Source organism: Arsenicicoccus sp. UBA2120 (assembly GCF_002330965.1).
GTDB lineage: Bacteria > Actinomycetota > Actinomycetes > Actinomycetales > Dermatophilaceae > Arsenicicoccus > Arsenicicoccus bolidensis.
Window position 1 is genome coordinate 1 of sequence record NZ_DCYC01000012.1, and the last position, 19,384, is coordinate 19,384.

At 72.2% G+C, this 19,384-nt stretch carries 23 protein-coding genes; 13 read left to right on the plus strand and 10 right to left on the minus strand.

Annotated elements, in window-relative coordinates:
• Positions 1-187: 187 nt before the first annotated feature.
• The 8 genes from B2P18_RS01000 to B2P18_RS01035 all read left to right on the plus strand — a co-directional run bounded on the left by B2P18_RS01000 (position 188) and on the right by B2P18_RS01035 (position 6,253).
• On the plus strand, positions 188-1,702 hold the full coding sequence (locus B2P18_RS01000; protein WP_034252204.1) for an acetyl-CoA hydrolase/transferase family protein: 1,515 nt from the start codon (positions 188-190) through the stop codon (positions 1,700-1,702).
• A gap of 128 nt (positions 1,703-1,830) precedes the next feature.
• Positions 1,831-2,997, plus strand: a complete 1,167-nt coding sequence (gene thiO, locus B2P18_RS01005) for a glycine oxidase ThiO (RefSeq protein ID WP_286955475.1) — start codon at positions 1,831-1,833, stop codon at positions 2,995-2,997.
• Positions 2,994-3,194: a sulfur carrier protein ThiS gene (thiS, locus tag B2P18_RS01010; RefSeq protein ID WP_239262935.1), complete on the plus strand. Its 201-nt coding sequence runs from the start codon at positions 2,994-2,996 to the stop codon at positions 3,192-3,194. The genes thiO and thiS overlap by 4 nt, the downstream gene beginning before the upstream one ends.
• Before the next feature lie 6 nt (positions 3,195-3,200).
• Positions 3,201-4,010, plus strand: a complete 810-nt coding sequence (locus B2P18_RS01015; protein WP_286955478.1) for a thiazole synthase — start codon at positions 3,201-3,203, stop codon at positions 4,008-4,010.
• Positions 4,010-4,615: a thiamine phosphate synthase gene (locus B2P18_RS01020; protein ID WP_286955480.1), complete on the plus strand. Its 606-nt coding sequence runs from the start codon at positions 4,010-4,012 to the stop codon at positions 4,613-4,615. Before B2P18_RS01015 ends, B2P18_RS01020 begins: the two co-directional genes overlap by 1 nt.
• A 49-nt stretch (positions 4,616-4,664) precedes the next feature.
• On the plus strand, positions 4,665-5,393 hold the full coding sequence (locus tag B2P18_RS01025) for a hypothetical protein (RefSeq protein WP_286955482.1): 729 nt from the start codon (positions 4,665-4,667) through the stop codon (positions 5,391-5,393).
• Positions 5,394-5,549: 156 nt separating this feature from the next.
• Positions 5,550-5,780: a DUF3592 domain-containing protein gene (locus tag B2P18_RS18945; protein ID WP_422652874.1), complete on the plus strand. Its 231-nt coding sequence runs from the start codon at positions 5,550-5,552 to the stop codon at positions 5,778-5,780.
• Complete coding sequence (locus tag B2P18_RS01035) at positions 5,777-6,253, plus strand: DUF3592 domain-containing protein (protein WP_286955486.1); 477 nt, start codon at positions 5,777-5,779, stop codon at positions 6,251-6,253. Before B2P18_RS18945 ends, B2P18_RS01035 begins: the two co-directional genes overlap by 4 nt.
• A gap of 291 nt (positions 6,254-6,544) precedes the next feature.
• Here B2P18_RS01035 and B2P18_RS18825 read toward each other — a convergent pair whose 3' ends face one another.
• The 4 genes from B2P18_RS18825 to fgd are packed head-to-tail and all read right to left on the minus strand — an operon-like array spanning position 6,545 to position 9,869.
• Entirely contained in the window at positions 6,545-7,312 is a 768-nt protein-coding gene (locus tag B2P18_RS18825) for a dihydrofolate reductase family protein (RefSeq protein ID WP_286960614.1), read from the minus strand.
• On the minus strand, positions 7,309-7,935 hold the full coding sequence (locus B2P18_RS01040; RefSeq protein ID WP_286955488.1) for a hypothetical protein: 627 nt from the start codon (positions 7,933-7,935) through the stop codon (positions 7,309-7,311). The genes B2P18_RS18825 and B2P18_RS01040 overlap by 4 nt, the downstream gene beginning before the upstream one ends.
• A complete protein-coding gene (folP, locus tag B2P18_RS01045; protein WP_286955489.1) occupies positions 7,932-8,804 on the minus strand; it encodes a dihydropteroate synthase in 873 nt (290 codons plus the stop codon). Before folP ends, B2P18_RS01040 begins: the two co-directional genes overlap by 4 nt.
• Positions 8,805-8,807: 3 nt before the next feature.
• On the minus strand, positions 8,808-9,869 hold the full coding sequence (fgd, locus tag B2P18_RS01050; protein ID WP_286955490.1) for a glucose-6-phosphate dehydrogenase (coenzyme-F420): 1,062 nt from the start codon (positions 9,867-9,869) through the stop codon (positions 8,808-8,810).
• A gap of 90 nt (positions 9,870-9,959) precedes the next feature.
• Here fgd and B2P18_RS01055 point away from each other — a divergent pair, with 90 nt between their 5' ends.
• Positions 9,960-11,072, plus strand: coding sequence for a PLP-dependent cysteine synthase family protein (locus B2P18_RS01055; protein WP_286955492.1), 1,113 nt, complete (start codon positions 9,960-9,962; stop codon positions 11,070-11,072).
• Between the two features lie 29 nt (positions 11,073-11,101).
• Here B2P18_RS01055 and B2P18_RS01060 read toward each other — a convergent pair whose 3' ends face one another.
• Together B2P18_RS01060 and B2P18_RS01065 are read right to left on the minus strand one after the other, a co-directional pair.
• A complete protein-coding gene (locus B2P18_RS01060; protein WP_286955494.1) occupies positions 11,102-11,896 on the minus strand; it encodes an NADPH-dependent F420 reductase in 795 nt (264 codons plus the stop codon).
• A gap of 8 nt (positions 11,897-11,904) precedes the next feature.
• A complete protein-coding gene (locus tag B2P18_RS01065) occupies positions 11,905-12,651 on the minus strand; it encodes an NADPH-dependent F420 reductase (RefSeq protein ID WP_376783754.1) in 747 nt (248 codons plus the stop codon).
• Positions 12,652-12,882: 231 nt separating this feature from the next.
• Between B2P18_RS01065 and B2P18_RS01070 the strand changes: the two genes are divergently transcribed.
• Together B2P18_RS01070 and B2P18_RS01075 are read left to right on the plus strand one after the other, a co-directional pair.
• Complete coding sequence (locus tag B2P18_RS01070) at positions 12,883-14,214, plus strand: aminotransferase class V-fold PLP-dependent enzyme (protein WP_286955497.1); 1,332 nt, start codon at positions 12,883-12,885, stop codon at positions 14,212-14,214.
• Positions 14,215-14,291: 77 nt separating this feature from the next.
• A complete protein-coding gene (locus B2P18_RS01075; RefSeq protein ID WP_286955499.1) occupies positions 14,292-14,798 on the plus strand; it encodes a YbaK/EbsC family protein in 507 nt (168 codons plus the stop codon).
• A gap of 8 nt (positions 14,799-14,806) precedes the next feature.
• Here B2P18_RS01075 and B2P18_RS01080 read toward each other — a convergent pair whose 3' ends face one another.
• Complete coding sequence (locus tag B2P18_RS01080) at positions 14,807-15,409, minus strand: TetR/AcrR family transcriptional regulator (RefSeq protein WP_239262909.1); 603 nt, start codon at positions 15,407-15,409, stop codon at positions 14,807-14,809.
• A gap of 94 nt (positions 15,410-15,503) precedes the next feature.
• Between B2P18_RS01080 and B2P18_RS01085 the strand changes: the two genes are divergently transcribed.
• Both B2P18_RS01085 and B2P18_RS01090 read left to right on the plus strand, forming a co-directional pair.
• Positions 15,504-16,010 (plus strand): flavin reductase family protein, encoded by a 507-nt coding sequence (locus B2P18_RS01085; RefSeq protein WP_286955503.1) that lies wholly within the window; start codon positions 15,504-15,506, stop codon positions 16,008-16,010.
• Between the two features lie 27 nt (positions 16,011-16,037).
• Entirely contained in the window at positions 16,038-17,360 is a 1,323-nt protein-coding gene (locus B2P18_RS01090; RefSeq protein ID WP_286955504.1) for an NtaA/DmoA family FMN-dependent monooxygenase, read from the plus strand.
• A 153-nt stretch (positions 17,361-17,513) separates the two neighbouring features.
• On the opposite strand, the gene B2P18_RS01095 is transcribed toward B2P18_RS01090, so the two are convergent.
• From B2P18_RS01095 to B2P18_RS01105, 3 genes are all read right to left on the minus strand, one after another.
• Complete coding sequence (locus B2P18_RS01095; RefSeq protein WP_286955506.1) at positions 17,514-18,008, minus strand: diadenosine tetraphosphate hydrolase; 495 nt, start codon at positions 18,006-18,008, stop codon at positions 17,514-17,516.
• 249 nt (positions 18,009-18,257) lie between these two features.
• Positions 18,258-18,803 (minus strand): dihydrofolate reductase family protein, encoded by a 546-nt coding sequence (locus B2P18_RS01100; RefSeq protein ID WP_286955508.1) that lies wholly within the window; start codon positions 18,801-18,803, stop codon positions 18,258-18,260.
• Positions 18,800-19,357 carry a DapH/DapD/GlmU-related protein gene (locus B2P18_RS01105; RefSeq protein ID WP_286955510.1) on the minus strand — a complete coding sequence of 186 codons (558 nt, stop codon included), beginning with the start codon at positions 19,355-19,357 and terminating at the stop codon, positions 18,800-18,802. Before B2P18_RS01105 ends, B2P18_RS01100 begins: the two co-directional genes overlap by 4 nt.
• Positions 19,358-19,384: the final 27 nt, after the last annotated feature.

The following is a 19,384-nucleotide window of genomic DNA, read 5'->3' on the forward strand; positions in this document are numbered from 1 at the left end:
CGTCCAGTAACCCCAGCACCAGACAGCACCACAAGAGTCACGCACGAGGCCGTATGCCGGGACCCCCCTTCCCGGCATACGGCCTCGTCGACCGGCACCGCGCCAAGGGCCACCCCACCGCATCACCCGACCCACCCCCGTCCTAGGGTTGGACCGACCCCAAGGACCGACCCCCGAGGTGATCTCGATGAGCTCCCGCGTCGCCAACCCCGCCCTCCGCAGCAAGATCATGACGGCCGAGGACGCGGCCGCTCTCATCAACCACGGCGACAACGTCGGGATGAGCGGGTTCACGGGCGCGGGCTATCCCAAGGCCGTCCCCAAGGCGCTTGCCGACCGCATGACCGCCGCCCACCAGCGCGGCGACGACTTCCGGGTCGGGGTGTGGACGGGTGCCTCGACGGCGCCGGAGCTGGACGGCGCGCTGGCCGAGGCCGACGGCGTGGAGCTGCGGCTCCCCTACCAGTCCGACCCGATCAGCCGCGCCAAGATCAACGCCGGCACGATGGAGTACATCGACGTCCACCTCTCGCACGTCGCGCAGATGACCTGGGAGGGCTTCCTCGGCAGGCTCGACGTCGCGCTGGTCGAGGTGGCCGCGGTCAACGAGGACGGCACGCTGCTCCCGTCGGCGTCCGTGGGCAACAACAAGACCTGGATCGACCAGGCCGACAAGGTGATCCTCGAGGTCAACGCCTGGCAGCGCCTGGAGCTCGAGGGCATGCACGACATCTACTACGGCACCGCCCTGCCACCCCACCGCAAGCCGGTCATGATCACCGACGCCGCGGACCGCATCGGAGACCCCTTCTTCCGCTGTCCGCCGGACAAGATCATCGGGATCGTCGAGACCGACGCCCCCGACCGCAACACGGCGTTCAAGGCGCTCGACGACGACTCCAAGGCCATCGCCGGTCACCTGATGGACTTCCTGCAGTCCGAGGTCCGGGCCGGCCGCATGCCGGAGAAGCTGCTCCCGCTGCAGAGCGGCGTCGGCAACATCGCCAACGCCGTGCTCGCCGGGCTGTCGGAGTCCCCGTGGAAGGGGTTGCAGGCCTACACCGAGGTGCTGCAGGACGGCATGCTCGACCTGATCGAGAACGGCACGATCGAGGTGGCGTCCGCGACCGCGTTCTCGTTGTCCCCCGAGGGAGTTCAGCGGTTCAACGACGACATCGACTTCTTCAGCAAGCGGATCATCATGCGTCCGCAGGAGATCTCCAACCACCCCGAGGTGATCCGCCGGCTCGGGGTCATCGCCAGCAACGGGCTGATCGAGGCCGACATCTACGGCAACGTGAACTCGACGCACATCATGGGCTCGCGGATCCAGAACGGCATCGGCGGCTCCGGCGACTTCGCCCGCAACGCCTTCCTGTCGACCTTCGTCACGCCGTCGACGGCCAAGGGCGGCGCCCTGTCCTGCATCGTCCCGATGGTCACGCACGTCGACCACACCGAGCACGACGTGCAGGTGCTGATCACCGAGCAGGGTCTTGCCGACCTGCGCGGCTGCTCCCCGCGGCGTCGGGCGCAGCGGATCATCGACCACTGCGCGCACCCCGACTTCCGGCCGATGCTGCAGGACTACTTCGACCGGGCCCAGCGCGGCGCGTGGGGGATGCAGACGCCTCACCTGCTGGGCGAGGCGTTCAGCTGGCACGAACGGTTCATGCAGACGGGCACGATGCGTCCCGCCTGACCGCCTGACCGGCCTAGGATGGCGAGGTCCTCGCGGGAGCCCGGTGCACCGGGCTGAGAGGAGACCTGGAGCCTGGTCTCGACCGCTGCACCGACCCGGTCATGCGGGTCAGGGAGATCGGAGCGCAGATGTCCTCACCCGGCCCCAGGGTCGTCGTCCTCGGTGGCGGCGTCATCGGTCTCGCCTGCGCGTGGTCGCTGGCGAGCCGCGGGGCGGACGTCGAGCTGTGGGATCCCGCGCCCGGGCAGGGCGCCTCGCACGCCGCCGGCGGCATGCTGGCTCCGGTCAGCGAGGCGACCTACGAGGAGGAGGACCTGCTCGCCCTGGCGCTCGCGTCGCACGCCCGGTGGCCGAACTTCGCGGCGCGGCTCGAGGCTGCGTCGGACATCTCGCCCGACCTGCACACCGAGGGCGCCCTGCACGTCGGGATGGATCTCGACGACGCCCGCGAGGTATGGCGGACCGCCGACCTGCTGGAGCGCTACTCCCTTCCCTACCAACGGCTCTCGTCACGCGAGCTGCGTCGGGTGGCTCCCGCTCTCGCGCCCGGTGCGCGTACCGCGCTGCTCGTCGAGAGCGACCTGTGGGTCGACAACCGGTTCGTGGTGCAGGGGCTCCGCGCGGCGGGGGTCCGGGCCGGGGTGGAGCTGGTCGCGCGGCGCGGGGCGCCGGTCGTCGAGGACGGACGGGTCGTCGCGGTGGCGTCCTGCGACCACGACACGCCACGCGAGTCCCGTTGCGACACCGTGGTCCTCGCGGCGGGCGTCGACAGCGGTGCGGTCCCGGGCGTCGCCGAGCTGGTCACCCTGCCGCTGCGCCCGGTCAAGGGGCAGATCCTGCGCATGGGCGGAGCCCGAGGCCTCCTCGACCACACGGTCCGGGGGACGGTGCACGGCGACCACGTCTATCTCATCCCCCGCATCACCGGCGAGCTCGTGATCGGCGCGACGTCCGAGGAGCTGGGCGACACCGACGTGACCGGGCGCGGCCTGCTGGAGCTGCTGCGCGCCGCCACCACCCTGCTGCCCGAGGTCGGTGAGCTGACGCTGGTCGACGCCGTCGCCCGGCTGCGCCCCGGCACCCCCGACAACGGACCCCTGCTCGGACTCGTCGGCACGCCCGGCCTGGTCGTCGCCACCGGTCACTTCCGCCACGGGATGCTGCTGACCCCCGTCACCGCCGACCTCGTGACCGACCTCGTGCTCGACGGTGTCACCGACATCGCCGAGGCGACCCCCTTCGCCGCCACCCGCTACCCACCTCCCTCCCGTCACCACCCTGAGGACAGCCCATGACCATCACCGTCAACGGCGAGAGCCGTTCCGTCGCAGACGGGCTCGACATCACCGGCCTCGTCGCCGAGCTCGGCCTGACCCCCGACGGCATCGCCGTGGCCGTCGACCACACCGTCGTCCCCCGCGGACGCTGGCAGGGCCGCACCCTCGACGACGGCGCCCAGGTCGAGATCGTCACCGCCATGCAGGGAGGCTGAGCCGCCATGTCCCCCACCACTCCTCACGCCCCGGCGGGCGCCACACCGTTGGACGACCCGCTCGTGGTCGGCGGGCACGAGCTCTCGTCCCGGCTGTTCCTCGGCACGGGCGGCTCGCGGCGCATCGCCGACCTCAAGGCCGCGGTGCTCGCCGCCGAGCCGAGCCTGGTCACCGTGGCCATGCGCCGCATCTCGACCACCGGCAAGGACGACACGCTCGGCCTGCTCCGCCGCCTCGGGTGCCGGCTGCTGCCCAACACGGCCGGCTGCTACACCGCGCGGGAGGCCGTGCTCACCGCCCAGCTCGCCCGGGAGGCGCTCGGCACCGACCTGATCAAGGTCGAGGTCATCGCCGACGACCGCACCCTGCTCCCGGACGTCGTCGAGCTCCTCGACGCGTGCGAACGGCTCGTCGACGACGGGTTCACGGTGCTGCCCTACACGACCGACGACCCCGTGATCGCGCGTCGGCTCGCCGATCTCGGCTGCGCCGCCGTCATGCCGCTGGGCTCCCCCATCGGCTCGGGCCTCGGCATCCGCAACCCGCACAACATCGAGCTGATCCGTGAGGCCGTCACCGTGCCCGTGGTGCTCGACGCAGGCATCGGCACCGCCTCGGACGCCGCCCTCGCCATGGAGCTCGGCTGCGACGCCGTGCTCGTCGCGTCCGCCGTCACCCGGTCCGAGCACCCCGCCGCGATGGCCGCCGCCATCCGCCACGCGACCATCGCTGGGCGCCTCGCCCATGGCGCCGGCCGCATCCCGGTCCGACGCCACGCTCTCGCGTCCTCCCCCATGCAGGGCCGCATCGACTGATGCCCTCCCGGCTGCTGGTCCTCACCGACCGCTCGCAGCTGCCGGCCGGCCGGTCGCTGGTCGAGCAGGTCGAGCGCTGCATCGATGCCGGGGCGTGCTGGGTGTGCCTGCGCGAGCGCGACCTGCCCGACGACCAGCGACTCGCCCTCGCCACGTCGCTCGCCGGCCTCCTGCGGCCGGTGGGTGGTCGGCTCGTCGTGGCGGCGCCCCTGCCTGCCGCGGCGGCGTGGGGCGCGGTGGCGGACGGCGTGCACCTGCGACGCAGCGATCCCGTCCCGCCGCACGCGTCGCTGGTGGGGCGCTCGACCCACGACGTGGCCGAGCTGCGTGCTGCGGTGGAGCAGGGGTGCGACTACGTCACGCTCTCGCCGTGTGCCGCAACCGCCTCCAAGCCGGGCTACGGCCCCGCGCTCGGACCCGCAGGGCTTCGCCGGGTCATCGATGCGGTGCCCCTCGGCGAGACGAAGGTCCTTGCGCTGGGCGGCATCTCGGGCGAGACGGCCGCCGAGGCCATGGGCGCGGGTGCGCACGGGGTGGCCGTCATGGGCGAGGTGATGCGGGCGGGCGACCCCGGTCGCGTCATACGCGCGCTCCTGCCGGACTGAGCCGATCGCGCCCCTGGCGGGTCGGCCGTCGCCCTGCCACCCTGGGACGATGAAGCCGCTCCTGGCAGCGGGCCTCGTGGCCCTCACGATCGCCCTCGCGGGGTGCGGCGGAGGCGATCCGAGCACGACGGGCAGCACCGCTGCGGGGTCATCACCGGCGGGCTCCGCCACGGCCACGTCCACGTCCGCTCCCGCTCCGTCGTCGCCGTCCGAGACCGTCACCGTCACCGTGACCGCCTCTCCCCAGACCGGTTCGCCATCGACGGCCCCCGGCGGTGCCCCGGCCACCCCGACGCCGCCGGCGCCCGCGACGGCCACCCCCACCTCGAGCTCGGGTGGCACGTTCACGCTGGCCCGCGCCCTGGCGGCCGTCCGCGACGGAGTCCAGGAGCACGGATACGTCCGCGAGGCGTCGTTCGTCAGCCACGACGGGTCGGTCTATTGCCAGATCGCGTCGAGCGAGGGCGGCGGCGTGTGCGAGCTCGCCGACGGTGCGGGGATCGAGGCGCCCGGGGTGTGCGCGGCCGGCGACGGGCGCTCCCAGGTCGGCCGGATCGAGGTCGACGAGCGCGGACGGGTCGTCCCCGTGTGCAACTCGGACACCATCGTCAGCGTCGACCCGGCCACCCTCCCACGCCTGCAGGAGGGGCGCGTCGTGCAGGTCAAGGGCGCGCCGTGGTCCTGCCTCGACACCGCTCGAGGCATCACCTGCGTCGACCCGCAGGGACGCCGGGCGTTCCGGCTCGGGCGTTCTGGCTACGCGGTGGCCCGCCGCTGACCGCGGTCCCCTAGGGTGGAGGCACCACATCGACCGGGGGGATCATCGTGGAGATCGCTGTCGCACTGTTCGCGCTGGGCTGCGTGGGCTCCGGCACCTGGAGCCTCGCCCAGATCCTTCTTGCGCCGCTGGCGTTGGCCGACCGTCGCCGCGACCGTGGAGGACGTCCGGCAGCTGACGGTGCGGGCCAGCGAGGGTGATCCGATGGGGGTGCCGCACGTCCGCTACCGCTATGCCGGGCCGGACGGCCGCGAGCACGAGGGTGAGGCACGGCTGCCGTCGGCCCTCCCGGTCGAGCCCGGCCAGCCCATCTCGGTGCAGGTGCACCCGCAGGACCCGGGCCGGTCGGTGATCCCCCCCCCCGTGCGTGGTCCGCCCCGGTCGTGACCGCCGTCCTCCAGGTCGTCGTGCCCGTCGTGGGGCTCGCGGTCTGGCAGGCCACGCGGGGCGGAGGCGGAGGCGGGGGTGACCAGGCGGTCGGCTCGGCCGCCATCTCACTGGCCGGCCTGGCGTTCGCGGGCGCAGCGCTCCACCCGCTCTGGTCCTCCCGGCACTGGACCACGGCGACGGCCACGGTGCTGCAGCTCGCCCACCGCGCGGCGCCGGGAGGTGGCCCCACGCTGGTCGCGGACCTGGAGCTCCAGGACCCGCACGGTCCCCTGCGGCGGGTCTCCGTCCCCTGCTCCGGGGTCCCCCACCTGCAGGTGGGTGACACCGTCGAGGTGGCTGTCGGTCCCGGTCCGCAGGACCTACGCCTGCCTGCTCCCCGGCCCCTCCCTGACCTGTTCGGCGGTGCGGTCGGTCTCATCGTCGCGATCATCGCGGGCCTGGGTGCGTTGTCGTCCATCGCACAGTGGTAGGCCGTCGGGCCGGGTCGCAGCCTGCACGCCGGGGCTAGGCCCGCGTCCGGCCCGCCGACCTGCCCGACGGGTCACTTCCGGTCGGGTCGCGTGCGAGTTGACCGCTCGGCGTGACCCGACAGGTCACTTCCGGTCGGGTGCAGGTGGCGGATGAGGAGCTCGCCGCCCCGACGGGTCACTTCCGGACGGGTGCAGGTGGCAGATGGGGAGGACCGCGCCCCGACGGGTCACTTCCGGTCGGATGGCGCGCGAGTTGACCGCTCGGCGACCCGACGGGTCACTTCCGGTCGCCTAGGGGGCTAGGAGCCAGCGGGTCAGCAGCGTGCCGCTCTCTTCGAGGACCAGCACCGGTCGTATGTCGCGCCGCAGCTCCAATCCCTCGACCAGGCGCGGGCCGTGGCCACCCACCAGCAGGGGCGAGGTGGTGAGGCACAGCTCGTCGAGCACGCCGCCGAGCAGCATCGCTCGCAACAAGGTCGGTCCGCCCTCGCACAGGATCCGGGTGGCTCCTCTGCGGACGAGCTCTCCCCGCAGCCAGACCGGGTCGACTGGGCCCGCGCCACCGACGATCACGTGGGGCTCCCCCAGCTGCCGGACGGCCTCGCCCAGTGCCTCGGCGGGGGCCTGCGAGGTCGTCGCAAGCATGACCGCCCCCGGTGCCGCGCCGAGCAGACCGGCGGGGATCTCGGCCGAGGCACTGACCACGAGCAGGCGGGCAGGCGTGGTCCGGCCCACGGCCCGGCGGCGCACCGCGGCCAGCTCGTCCGTCAGGGGCTGGACCGGCCCGTATCCCTCCGCCCGCGCCGTCCCCGCGCCCACCACCACGACGTCCGCCAGCGCCCGAAGCAGGTCGAAGACGACCTTGTCGGCGGCGTTGTTGATCGTGCCGGTGCGGCCGTCGGCGCCGGTGACCGCGCCGTCGACCGTCGTCACGAAGTTGGCTCGCCACCAGTCCTCGGGCGTCGCGTAGAGCTCGGCGAGCTGGTCGAGGTCACGGACCGGGCCCAACGCTGCACGGTGGTCCAGGACCTCCACCGGTCCCCCGTCGTCGAGGATCACCCGCACGACCACACCCCCACGAGATAGGCCACGCCCCAGCGGTCCTCGTCGAGCAGCACCGTGCTCTGGACGCGACTCTCACCCACCGCACCGGCGAGAACCTGCAGCGGAGCACGCCCGCGGGCCAGCAGGTCGGCGGCGAGCTCCGGCTCCAGGGCGCGCAGCTCGTCCACGTCGCCGTCCCGCAGGGCCGCGCGCCACCGGTCGTCATAGGCGAAGGCACGCTCGTCCAGGTAACCCGGCGCCTTGACACCGCGACGGGCCGACCCGTCGGCGATGACGAGAAGTGCTGTGTCGCCAGGCAGCTCGCACAGCTGTCGACCGAGGCACGCTGCGGCGTCGCGGGTCTCGTCGGGTGCCACGACCACCTCCTGCACCGAGGGAGCGTCGAGCCCCTCGAGCAGCTCACGAGCAACCCTGACGGACAACGGGTCCCGCGTCGTGTGCCGGGCCTCCGGCCCCGGCCCCGCCCCCACGACCACCAACCGGCGCGGCTCCGCGCCGAGCACGAGGGACACCGCCTCGCGACAGGTCTCCCGCAACGAGGCGAATGGGTCTGCGGTGCTGCGGTATTCGCGCAGCAGACCGGCCGGCTGGGGGCAGATCGCGGCCGCCGCGATCACACGAGCCCCCGGACGGTCCGCGCGGGCGCGCGCCGGCCCTGGATCGTCGAGACCATGTCGAGGACCTGACGCGTCTCGGAGACCTCGTGCGCGCGATAGATCATCGCGCCGTGCCACGACGAGATCGCCGTGGTCGCAAGCGTTCCCGTCAGGCGTTGGTCGACGGGCAGGTCGAGCGACTCCCCCACGAAGTCCTTGTTGGACAGCGATACCAGCACCGGCCGGCCGCGGGCGACGAGCTCGTCGAGGCGCCGGGTCACCTCCAGCGAGTGCCAGGTCTGCTTGCCGAAGTCGTGGGCGGGGTCGACGATGATCCGGTCCCTCGCGACACCGGCGCGTTCCGCCCGCTCGGCATAGGCGGTGGTGTCGTCGATGACGGATGCGACGACGTCGTCGTACTCCACACGATGCGGGCGGGTCCGCACCGGCACCCCGCCGGTGTGCGTGCAGACGATCCCCACGTCGAACTCGGCTGCCACGTCGACGAGCTCGGGATCGGCACCGCCCCACGCGTCGTTGAGCAGGTCCGCCCCTGCCGCGCACACTGCCGCCCCCACCGACGCGCGCCAGGTGTCGACGCTGATGATCACCCCGGGGTGGTGCTGGCGGACGGACGCCACGAGATCGACCACGCGAGAACGCTCCTCGGCCTCACCGATCTCCTCGCCCGGGGCTGCCTTGATCCCGCCGATGTCGACGATCTCCGCTCCGGCTGAGACCAACGTGTCCACGCGGCGCAGGGCGGCGTCCTCGGCCCAGGTCGCACCCTGGTCGTAGAACGAGTCAGGCGTCCGGTTGACGATCGCCATCACGAGCCGGTCGTCCGCGGTGAACGAACGACGACCCAGTCTCAGGATGGATTCGCCCATGGGTCAGGCCGACTCGCTGTCGGAGGCGGTCGCCGGCGGCTCGGGCAGCGGCGCGGGAACAAGCTCGCGCAGCGCAGGGAGCACCTGCTCCGCCAGGGACCGCAGGTATCGCTCCTGGTCGTGACCCGGACCGTGCAGGACCAGGTGGTCGAAACCGAGGTCGGTGTAGAAGCGGACCTGCTCGACGACCTCCTCCGGCGTCGAGGCCACGATCCAGCGCTGGGCCACCTGCTCGATGGGCAGGGCGTCGGCCGCGGCCTCCATCTCGGCGGGGTCGTGCAACGAGTGCTTCTGCTCGGCGGTGAGGGACAACGGCGCCCAGAACCGGCAGTTCTCCAGCGCGGCAGCGGGATCCGGGTCATAGGACAACTTGATCTCGATCATCCGGTCGATGCCAGAGGGGTCGCGTCCCACCTTGCCCGCAGCCTCCACGACGGCGGGGACGAGCTTGTCGGCATACAGCTCGCGGCCCTTGCCGGAGGTGCAGATGAAGCCGTCGCCCTTGCGGCCGGCATACCTCGCGACCATGGGCCCGCCGGCCGCGACGTAGACGGGCACGGGAGACTCGGGCCGGTCGTAGACCGTCGCGTCCGTCGTCCGGTAGTAGTCGCCGTCGAAGGTCACGCGCTCCTCGGTCCACAGGCGGCGCATGAGCTCGACGGACTCGCGGAGCCGCGCGAAGCGTTCCTTGAACTCGGGCCAGTCCCCCTGCACCGAGCCGACGGCGATCTCGTTGAGCGCCTCGCCCGTGCCGACGCCGAGGACCAGGCGGCCCGGGTGCAGGCACGCCAGCGTCGCGAACGACTGCGCCACCATGGCCGGGTTGTAGCGGAAGGTCGGGGTCATCACGGAGGTCCCGAGCACGATCCGCTCGGTGCGCGCAGCGACGTGCGCCAGCCACGGGATGCTGGACGGGGCGTGGCCGCCGGTGTGACGCCACGGCTGGAAGTGGTCCGCGATGAACGCGCTGTCGAGTCCGAGCTCCTCGGCCAGGACCGCGTAGTCGGCGAGCTCCCGCGGGGCAAACTGCTCCGACGATGCCTTGTATCCGATGCGCAACGCCATGGTTCGTCTCCTTCGTCGGTGGGTCCGGGCCAACGGGCGGCGCCGTCGCCGGCCCGCTTCACCATAGGGCTGCAGGCTACCCTCGGAGCCATGACCCTGCAGGCCACCGCACGTGACGTCGATCGCAGCGACCCCGCCCGGCGAGCCTGGGTGGCCCAGGCGATCCGCGCGGTCCAGGCCGACGCCAACCGCTCCGCCGACACGCACCTGCTGCCCGTGCGGCTGCCCGAGGCCTGGGGCATCGAGCTCTACCTCAAGGACGAGTCCACCCACCCCTCGGGCTCGCTCAAGCACCGCCTCGCGCGGTCGCTGTTCCTCTACGCCCTGTGCAACGGGTGGGTCGGCCCCGAGACCCCGATCATCGAGGCGTCCAGCGGCTCGACCGCGGTCAGCGAGGCGTGGTTCGCGCGGCTGCTGGGCCTGGAGTTCATCGCGGTCATGCCGCGCTCGACCAGCCAGACCAAGATCGACCTGATCGAGCGCAACGGCGGCCGCTGCGAGTTCATCGACGACCCCGCCACGCTCTACCCCCGCGCCATCGAGCTCGCCGAGCGCCTCGGTGGTCACTACATGGACCAGTTCACCTTCGCCGAGCGCGCCACCGACTGGCGGGGCAACAACAACATCGCCGAGTCGATCTTCGAGCAGATGCGGCTCGAGCCGCACCCCGACCCCGCGTGGATCGTCACCGCCGCCGGGACCGGTGGCACCTCCGCGACCATCGGCCGGCACCTGCGGTATGGCGGACACCTGACCCGCCTGTGCGTCACGGACCCCGAGAACTCCGCCTTCTTCGACGCGTGGTGCGACGCGGACGCAGGCGTCACGACGTGCGTCGGCTCGCGGATCGAGGGCATCGGGCGTCCTCGGGTGGAGCCGAGCTTCATCGCCGGCGTCGTCGACCGGATGATCTCCGTCCCGGACGCCGCCTCCATCGCTGGCATCCACGTGCTGCGCTCCCGCACCGGGTTGTTCGCCGGAGGGTCGACCGGCACCAACCTCTTCGGGGCGCTGAAGGTGGTGTGCGAGATGCGTTCTCGCGGCCAGCAGGGGTCCGTGGTGACGCTGCTGTGCGACGGCGGCGGACGCTACGCCGACAGCTACTACTCACGAGAGTGGTTGTCCCGCAAGGGGCTCGACGTCGACCGGTGGATCCCGACCTTCGAGCGCGCGCTGGACCAGGGCGTCTGGCTCGAGCCTTGATCGCAGCGCGCGCCGAGGGTCCCGCACGCCTACATGAACAGGGCTCGGGACAACCGGGTGCCGTAGTCCGAGTCCGGGTTGGTCGTCCCGTCGCCGACCCGCTCCGCGATGGCCGCGACCGACAGGTCACGTCGCTTCGGCGCCCGGGCCGCGTCGGCCGTCGCCAGCGCGTCCGGCAACTGGGCGCTCGTGAGCTCCGTGCCGTAGGCCGGCGTCCCAGGCTGCTGCCGCCAGGACTCCTCGAGCGAGCCCGCGTCGAAACCGTCGAAGCCGGTGTCCTCGACCAGCGCCATCCCGACCCGGCGACCACGCTCGTCACCAGCCACCGCCACCGCGAGTCGATCCGGGTCGCCGGCAGGCAGGCCCTTGTCGGACAGCGCGTGGCTCCCGATCATGTTCCACGCCTTGACGACCCGGCGTCCCAGCTGCTCCGAGACCCAGAGACTCTCGGCCTGACCTGCCTCGATGCCCTCGATCACACCGTCGCGCTGCGGGTAGTAGTTGGAGGTGTCGACGACGACCGTCTCCTGAGGCAGCTCCCGGATCAGGGGGGCCAGCTGCGGGATCCGGCTCAGCGGGACGGAGAGGATGACGACCTCGGCCCCGCCGACGGCGTCCGGTGCCGAGGCCGCGCGTGCTCCGTCCGCGAGCAGGTCTGCCTCGATGGTCTCGGGGCCGCGCGAGTTCGCGACCGCGACGTCGTGGCCGGCGGCGCTGAGCTTGCGCACCAGGGTCTTGCCGATGTGTCCCGTGCCGATGATGGCGATCTTCATGTGCTGTCGTTCCTCTCGTCCGTGACTCTGTGGCCGTGCTCCGTCTGCCATGTCCGTGCTCACTGGTAGAGCACGCGGTTCAGCCGCGTGAGGAAGTCCCCGTCGACCGTGCGGGTGGGGTCCTGCGCGCGGTCGGTGATGACCGCTATCGCCAGGTCCCGCCGCCCCGCCGAGCGGTCGCGCTGCGCCGCCGCCAGAGCATCGGGCACCTCCGCGGCCGTGAGGCTGGTGCAGTAGACGGGCGATCCCGGCTGCTGGCGCCAGGACTCGGCGAGGGAGCCCGCGTCGACCGCGTCGAAGCCGCTGTCCTCCACCAGGCCAAGCGCGACGCTCTTGGCGTCCTCACCGTCACCCGCGACCGGGATCGCGGTCCGCTCGGGGTCCCCCGCCTCGCGGCCTCCGTCGACGAGGCGCTCGGCGAGGATGGCGTTCCACGCCTTGAGGACGGGGCGCCCCAGCTGCTCGGACACCCACTCGCTCTCGACCTGACCGCCGTCGAGGGCCTCGATCGCACCGTCGCGGGCGGGGTAGTAGTTGCCGGTGTCGACCACCACAGTCTCGGCGGGCAGGGTGCCGACGACCGGGGCAAGGTCTGGGATGCGGCTCAGCGGGATGGAGAGGATGAGGACGTCGACGTCCGTCGCCGCCTCCTCCGCCGTCACTCCGCGGGCGCCGGTGGACGTGACCTCGGCGTCCAGCGTCTCGGGGCCGCGCGAGTTGGCGACCTTGACCTGGTGACCCTTGGTCGGCAGGCGGCGGGCCAGGACGCCGCCGATGTTGCCCGCGCCGATGATGCCGATGTTCATGAGAGACCTATCGTGGTTGTCGGGTGTCGTCCGAGCAAACGGAGAGATGGTCCGGATCATTCCGACGGGTGCCGCCCGCCTGCTGCCGGCGGTCGCCGCCATACGGCTCGATCGGTTGTCCGCCTCGACACGTCGACGTCACGCCTCGGCCACGGCCCGGCCACCTGGCGGGAGTGGGCTGGTCGCGTGCGCGCTGGAGCGCCGGCGCCCTTGTGCTGGAAGGACATCGACATGGACATCGACCGCCGCCACGTCCTGGCCGGAGCGGGTGCGAGCGCCATCGGCGGCGCCGCCGTCCTGGCCTCGCCGATGCAGGCCCAGGCCTCGTCGGGGCCGGGCCGCCGCCCCCGTCCCATGCCCAAGGCGCCCGACGTCCCCGCTGCCCGGCTGGCCCGGGACGAGCGGTTCTGGGCGAGGGTCCGCGCCGAGTACGACCTGCCCCGCGACTACGTCAACTACGAGAACGGCTACTTCGGCACCACCCCGCGACGCGTCGTGGAGGAGTACAAGCACCACATCGACGTGCTGGCCCGCGACAGCTCCTACTTCATGCGCACGGCCTACCCCGCCAAGGAGCAGGCGGCCCGCGAGCGCGTCGCCCGGCTGCTGGGCGTCTCGGTCGAGGAGATCGCGCTCACCCGTGGCGCCACCGAGGCGCTGCAGAACCTGATCGGCGGCTACAACAAGCTCCGCCCGGGCGACCAGGTGCTGTACGTCGACCCGGACTACGACTCGATGCAGTACGCCATGGACTGGCTCAAGGACCGACGCGGCGTCACCGTCGTCAAGGGCGTCATCCCCGAGCCCGCCACGCACGCCTCGGTGCTCGCGTACTACGAGTCCTTCCTCAAGGCCAACCCCAAGGCCAGGCTCCTCCTCCTCACGCACCTCTCGCACCGCACCGGCCTGGTGATGCCGGTGCGGGAGATCGTCGCCATGGCGGCGGCACGGGGCGTGGACGTGATCGTGGACGCCGCCCACTCGTGGGGCCAGATCCCCTTCACCGCCAAGGATCTCGGAGCCGCGTTCGTGGGCTACAACCTGCACAAGTGGATCAGCGCGCCGCTCGGGATCGGGTTCATGTACATCCGCAAGGACCGGCTGGCCGACATCGACCGCGACCACGGCGACCAGGACTACCCCGCCACGGACATCCGCTCGCGGGTGCACACGGGCACGTCCAACAGCGCCAACCTGCTCTCCCTCCAGGTCGCGCTGGACCTGCACGAGTCCATCGGGGTCGCCAACAAGCACGCGCGCCTGCAGTACCTGCGGGACCGGTGGGTCCGCCAGGTCCGCGACGTGCCGCGGCTGCAGATCCTGACCCCCGACGACCCCCGCATGTACTCCGCGCTCACGTCGTTCAGGGTCCAGGGGCGCGTGACCAAGGCCGACACCACGGCCATGACGGCGTGGCTCATGGAGCGGCACCACATCTTCACGGTGCGCCGCGGGGGCGTGGCGAGGGGTGAGGTCGTGCGGGTCACGCCCGGCCTCTACTCCAGCGCCCGCGACAGCGACCGGATGGCCCGCGCCCTGGCAGAGATCACCCGCGTCTTCTGAGCCCGGCCCGCCATCGCGCCGGCCGAGGGGTGGGCGGCGGTTGGCGGCACACGACTGGTCGTGATGGGCTGGGCCGTATGACGACTGCGCCCGACGCCACCTCCTCCTCCGACCTCCCGCGCCGCGCCCAGGACGTGCAGGCCGCACTGGACGAGGCCGGCGTCGAGAGCCGGGTGCGGGTGCTGGAGGAGCCCGCCCGCACGGCCAAGGACGCAGCGGAGGCGATGGACTGCGAGGTCGGCGCCATCGCCAACTCGCTGGTGATCATGGCCGACGGCGCGCCCATCCTGGCGATGACCAGCGGCGCGCACCGGGTCGACTTCGAGGTGCTCGAGCGCGCGCTCGGCGTCGTCGAGGTGCACATGGCGTCCGCCGACGAGGTGCGCTACGCCACGGGGCAGGTCATCGGTGGCGTCGCCCCGGTCGGGCACCCCGCTCCCCTGCGCACCGTCGTCGACGAGGCGCTGCGGCAGCACGAGCAGCTGTGGGCCGCGGGCGGGACGCCGGACACGTTGTTCCCCATCACCTTCGACGAGCTCGTCCGCATCACGGGCGGCGAGGTCGTGCAGGTCGCCGCCGACTGAGCCGGCTGTCAGGAGGCGGGCGCGGCGCCCTCACCGCTGAGCGCCCAGCCGGAGCGCAGCATCTCTCGCAACCCCTGCTCGACGGACCCGTCCGCAGACTCCGTGCCCGCCGCCCACACGACGGCGAGCGTGCCGAGGTAGAGGTCCCGGCCACGGATCCCCTTGCGCGCGTGGCCGTCTCGCTGCGCCGCCGCCAGGAAGCGGTCGGTGGTGGCTATCACGTCCCGGCAGGTCGGCGCGAGGGGGGATCCCTGCTCGCGCAGCGCCGATCGGAGCGGGTCGGGCAGTCCGTCATACGCCCGCATGAAGGCACTGACCGCCTCGAGCCACCGCTCCAGGGCCACCCGGGAGTCCGACTCGCCGTCCTCGATGGCGACCCGCTCGCGCTCGAGGTCCGGGCTGCGCGCCTCCATGACTGCGGCGACCAGCGCCTCCCGGCTCGGGAAGTGGCGATAGAGGGTGCCCGCGCCGACCCCGGCGCGCTTGGCGATCGCGTCCATCGACACCTCGACCCCCAGGTCCGCGAACCCCTCCTCGGCGACCGCGATGATGTGCGCCCGGTTCCGCTGCGCGTCGGTTCGCGTGGGCCTGCTGGCTGCGGGTGTCGTCATGGCTCTGGATCCCTCTGGGTTGCGTAGCGGAGATGCTCTCCGTATCGTTGATGGTGAAACGGAGACCTTCTCCTCATTCTCCCCTAGGAATCCCATGAAGACCAATCCGCTCCGCGACGCCACCGCCTCCCCCACCCCGGACGCCATGCGGCACGCCCTGTCCGCGTTCCCCACCGGCATCGCCGTCGTGGCCGCGCAGGTCGGGGGGCGGACGGCGGGGATGCTGGCCAGCTCGTTCAGCTCGGTGTCGCTCGACCCGCCGCTCGTGTCGCTGGCCTTCGCCCGCACCTCGACCACCTGGCCGGTCCTGCGGCAGGCCGACCGCTGGGGCATCAGCGTCCTCGGCGACGGGGACGAGTCGCTCATCCGGCCGCTGAGCCGCCCGGCCGACTCCCGGTTCGACGGCGTCGCGACCCACACCGGCGCGGACGGCAGCGTCCTGATGGCCGGCGCCATGGCGACCTTCACCGTCGCGCGGCACGCCGAGATCGATGCCGGCGACCACGTCCTCACGCTCCTGCGGGTGCTCGACCTGCACCGCGACGCCCATCAGTCACCGCTCGTCTTCCACGGCAGCACCCTGCGCCGGCTCGCCGCCTGACCCCCCGACAAAGCCAGAAGGAACCCCATGAGTGACCGTCAGATGATCCTCGGCCTGCAGCTCGGCAACGCCTACGGCTCCCAGGCGATGGCCTGGCGCGCGCCCGGCGTCGACCCGAGCAACTACACGAGCTTCGACGCCCAGGTGCGCTACGCCCGGGCCGCCGAGCGGGGGAAGGTGCAGTTCTTCTTCCTCCCCGACTTCGCGGGCCTCACCAGCGACCTCACCCACGAGGCGCCGATGCTGACCCTCGACCCCCTGCTGACGATCGCCGCCGCCGCCCGCGCCACCGAGCGCATCGGGTTCGTGGCCACGGGGTCCACGACCTTCAGCGAGCCGTACAACCTGGCCCGCCAGTTCAAGACACTCGACATCATGAGCCACGGCCGGATCGGCTGGAACGCCGTGACCACCAGCGACGCCACGGTGGCCGCCAACCACGGCGCCGAGATCGCGCCGCGGCCCGAGCGCTACCAGCGGGCCCACGAGACCATCCAGATCGTGCAGGCCCTGTGGGGCAGCTGGGGCAAGGACGCCTGGCTCAAGGACGTGGAGCAGGGGCTCTTCGCCGACCCGGACCAGATCACGCCGATCAACCTGCAGGGGCAGTATGTCGCCTCGCGGGGCCCGCTGCCGATCCCGCCGTCCGAGCAGGGCCAGCCCGTCATCTTCTCCGCAGGCGGTGGCGAGTACGGCCTCGGCATCGCGGGCCGCTATGCCAGCGGGGTCGTGGGGGCCGCCTACACGATCGAGGATGCCCGCGCCCAGCGCCAGGCCGCCCGCGACGCCGCCGAGCAGGCGGGTCGGGACCCCGACGAGGTGAAGTACTTCGCCGGCGTCATGCCCGCGATCGCCCCCACCGTGCGCGAGGCCGTGGACCGGCGCCTGCGCATCAGCGAGTTCCTCCTGCCGACGCGGGTGCCCTACCTCGGCTCCATGCTGGGCACCCCGCTGAGCGTCTCTCAGATCGACGAGCCGCTCACGGCCGAGCAGCTGTCCGCCGCTCGTCCCAGCCCGTTCGACCCCCGCTCCCCGCGCGCGCTGGAAGTGGCGCGCGAGGGGTGGACGATCCGCGAGATCCTCGCCCACGGTGTCATCGACTACCACCCCACGCCGGTGGGCCCGGCCTCCGTGACGGCCGATCACCTGCAGGAGTGGTTCGAGGCAGGCGCGGCCGACGGCTTCTGGATCTCGATCGACGCCTACGAGGACGGGATCGATACCTTCGTCGACGAGGTCGTCCCGATCCTGCAGGAGCGCGGCCTGTTCCACACCGAGTACGAAGGCACCACGCTGCGCGAGCACCTCGGCGTCCCCGAGCAGTACGGTCTCGACCCGCGCGTCAGCTAGTCCGCGCGCGGCGCACCCCACTGCCTCCGCGCGTGCACAACTGCTGCACAACGAGACGCGCCGCCAACGAATTCCGTTGTGCCCCAACGCGCGGGCTCCGGTGGGGTGCCGTCATCTGCAGCAGTTGTGCACGCCACTGCCCCCGGCCAGGCGCTACCCGTCCAGGCGCACGTCCTCGTGGCGCTGCTCGTCGAGGTGACGCCGGATGGAGCGACGGAGCGGGTCGTGGGCAGGGCCCAACGCTGTCGTCTCGCCATAGAACGAGTCCGGGTCGTAGCGCCATACCGGCAGCCCGACGTGAGCGGCGTCCTCCCACTCATAGCGCGCGAACACGTGTGCGTGCAGGAATCCGTCGGTGTTGCCGAGGATCTCGTAGTTGAGGCGGCGAAAGGCGGAGTCGTGCTCCCGGCACGCTGCCGAGACGGCCTCTCCCAGCCGGTCCATCGAGTCGAGGAACCGCAGCCGTCGTGGCCGTGGCAGGTCCGTGAGCTGACCGATGGTCGGGTCGTCGACGAGCAGGACGCAGTAGCCGGGGAGGAACTGGGCGTCCCCGATCGCGGCGAAGCTCTCTTGGAGGCGGGCGATGACGGTGGGGTTGGCCCCGGCGAGCGCAGCGCCGATGCGGTCCCGCCGCCAGTCCTCGGTCATGCGGCCACCCTAGGCCTCCGTCGTCGCCGGCCCGGATCTGGGTCGCGACGGGCGTGGCGAGGCTCCCCGTGGTTGGGTAGCGTGCACAACTGCTGCACATCGGGACGCGCCGCCCGCGAATTCCGTTGTGCCGCAACGATCGGTCTCGGCGGGTTGCCGCTATCTGCAGCAGTTGTGCACGCCGCCGCCCGTCACCGAGCGCATCGGGCTCGCCGCGCAGGCGTGGGGCGGGCCAGGCGGATGGACGGGCTAGGTCAGCGGGCCCTTCACGTCATACGTGGCGCAGACGAAGGACCGGTTGCGGGTCACCTCGGTGAGCTCGAGCGCGAATCGCCGCGGGAACAAAGGCCGCCCGGTGCCCAGGGTCACGCCGGCGATCGACACGACGAGCTGGTCGAGCAGCCCGGCGTCGGCGAACTGCGCCGCCAGGTCACCGCCCCCGACCACCCACACGTCCTTGCCGCCGGCGGCCTCGACGAGTGCGGCGTGCACGTCCCTGACGTCGCCCTGCGCCCACCGCAGGTCGGCGCCGTCGATGCCGGGCAGCTCGGCGTGGCTGAGCACCCAGGCGGGCACGGCATACGGCCACTGCTCCCCCGCCGTCTCGAGGTGGCGACGCAGCCACTCGTACGTCGTCCGCCCCATGACCAGGGCGCCGACCCCGGCCATGAACGCGTCGTGGCTGTTGGGGCCGGCGTGATCGATGTCCTGGACGAAAAGCCATTCGAGAGAGTCGTTCTCGTCGGCGAGGTAGCCGTCGAGCGTCGTGGCGGTGTAGAAGATCGTGCTGGTCATGCGTCGAAGCCGGTCATGCGGATCACGCGGGCCGGGACGCCGGCGACGATCGCGTTGGCGGGCACGTCCTTGGTCACCACGGCGCCGGCGCCGACGATCGCGCCGTCCCCGATGGTCACGCCCGGCACGAGGGTGACCGAGGCGCCCAGCCAGACCTTGCGGCCGATCACGATCGGCGCGGGGATCATGTCGGCGCGCCGGTCCGGGTCGACGCCGTGGTCGAGCGTCGTCAGCGTGCTGCCGTGCCCGATCAGCGAGCCGTCCCCGATGGTGATGCCCCCGGCGTCCTGGAAGCGGCAGCCGATGTTGATGAACACGTCCTCGCCGAGGTGCAGGTTCTTGCCGAACTCGCTGTAGAACGGCGGGAACACCGCCAGCGACTCCGGCACCGGCCGCCCGGTCAGCTCGCTCATCAGGGCCCGCACCTCCTCGGGGGTGCGGTAGGAGCCGTTCAGCTTCGCCAACGTCCGCAACGCCTCCTGGGACGCCGCGTGCATGAACCGGTGCGCCTCCGAACCGTCCTCGATCACGGCACCGCTGTTGCAGTGGTCCAGAAATTCGGCTCTTCTGACGCTTCCGTG